Genomic DNA, 1,822 nt, shown 5'->3' with positions numbered 1-1,822 from the left:
TGCATTGTTGGGCAACCCGTCATACAGCACGGACACAAACGACTATGTTGCACCGTTACCGCCGCTGGAGCCGGAAGACAGGCGATGGGTGAAAGTGCCTGTATGACGAGTGGTTGTTGGAACCTGCTGACCAGATGATGCCGTTGGCTGGCTTTGTTGGCCACTTTGTTGTTTGTTTTGTCCGGAGAGCATCGTAGTAGTGAACGCAAACGGCTGATGCTGACTTGCCACCCGTTGACCCACCGGGTTAAACAGCGATGAACCGGGGTTCCAATAGCTTTTCATAAGCAAGCCAACAGCGATAAAGGCTTCTACAGGTACCCATGAATAAGGTTTGGCACTCAGAGCAGCATCATGCGTGGTCATAAACAGTTCGTAGGCAACCAGCAGAGGAGTGGTGCAAATCAATTGCCACGAAATCGACTCGATAAAGGTTGCTTCTACCCAATAACCACCTGATCTGTGTGGTTTGTGATAAGGCGGCCCAATTGATTGTGCATAGTCGTTTGTGTCTGCGATGTCTGAAGGGATGCCCAACACCGAATTCAGGTCGCGCTTAATAAAAAAGCTCTGGTGTGACTGTTTGTGCTCGACTACAAAACGTCTTGCCAACAGCTCGGCCTGGCAGATGACAGATGACATCAAAAGCACCAACAGCAATGCCGGAGAGGGCACTTGCTTCACTGTTATACCTATGAATTCCAGTCTGCAAAGATGAAGGATAAACACGGAAAACTCTAGATCAAGAAAGTGATAGTTCAAGAAAACAAGCGTGTTTTTCTGTCAAAAACCAAAGGTTACACCGGTTAAAAAAAGCCTGCTGTTGGGCATGTTACCCGGCCACTATCTTTCACAGCTTTCTTCGCTTGTTTCATCCCTTGTAAGGGCTGCAGCTGCACCCATTGAGTTTAGCGTTTTACGGCTATTTGTTGAGTTGATACCAATGCCTTGAGTGTCAGGAAAATCATTGAGGGGTTCGGCAGGGGGATCATTAAATGCGTTGAAACCATCAGGGAAATAGATAGAAGTATCAATCGTGCCGAAACCATCAGGGAGATAAATAGAAGGATCAATCGTACCGAAATCAGAAACATGATCAATAGGGGGGTCAATCAATGTGTCGAGATAAGTCGTTATAAAGTCGTCTTGATCGTGGTGTTGTTCATATTGAAGCTCAGGTGGACAAGCATCATGAAGAGTGTGGCCTGTCGAATTACCTGCGGAATTCAACGGCCATTCAGCTGACTCTCTGTTGGATAAATGTCGGAATCTACAAACACCATTGCAGAGATGGACGAAACAATTCAGACCCAATGTATGTTGGTGTTGTTCAGAATCTTCATTACTGCCACCAGAGCCGGAATACAGGGAACCAGTGTAAGAGCCTATACGGTTGGAGGTAGCCTGTGGGACTTGCTGAACGGATGATCCTGATGGCTGATTTTGTTTCATATTTCCAGAGCCAATCATCGCAGTGGTGATCGTAAACGGGTAATCCTGACTCGACTTCAGTGGTTCCAACGGTTTAAACAGCAATGAATCGGGGTGCCAATAGCTTTTCAAAAGCCATCCGACAGCGACAAACGCTTCTACAGGTATCCATGAATAAGGTTTGCCACTCAGGGCGGCGTCATTGCTGGTCATAACCAGTTCGTAAGCAACCGGAAAATGGGTAGCGTAAAGCAATTGCCACGAGATTGACTCAATAAAGGACGTTTTTAACCTGTAACTGACAAGTCTGTGTGATTTATTATCAGGCGGCGATATCGGTGCAACATAGTCGTTTGTGTCCGTGCTGTATGACGGGTTGCCCAACAATGCA

General features: G+C 46.8%; 2 protein-coding genes. Both read right to left on the bottom strand.

Annotated features, from left to right (window positions below; all coding sequences use genetic code 11):
* Positions 1-42: 42 nt before the first annotated feature.
* Positions 43-684 carry a hypothetical protein gene (locus KDK18_RS03760; RefSeq protein WP_257253313.1) on the bottom strand — a complete coding sequence of 214 codons (642 nt, stop codon included), beginning with the start codon at positions 682-684 and terminating at the stop codon, positions 43-45.
* A 159-nt stretch (positions 685-843) separates the two neighbouring features.
* On the bottom strand, positions 844-1,822 hold a 979-nt coding region (locus KDK18_RS03755), incomplete at its 5' end, for a hypothetical protein (RefSeq protein WP_257253312.1).

Source organism: Endozoicomonas sp. SESOKO3, from assembly GCF_024606255.1.
Note: the sequence above shows the minus strand (reverse complement) of the source record. Positions and strands in the feature narration are given on the sequence as shown.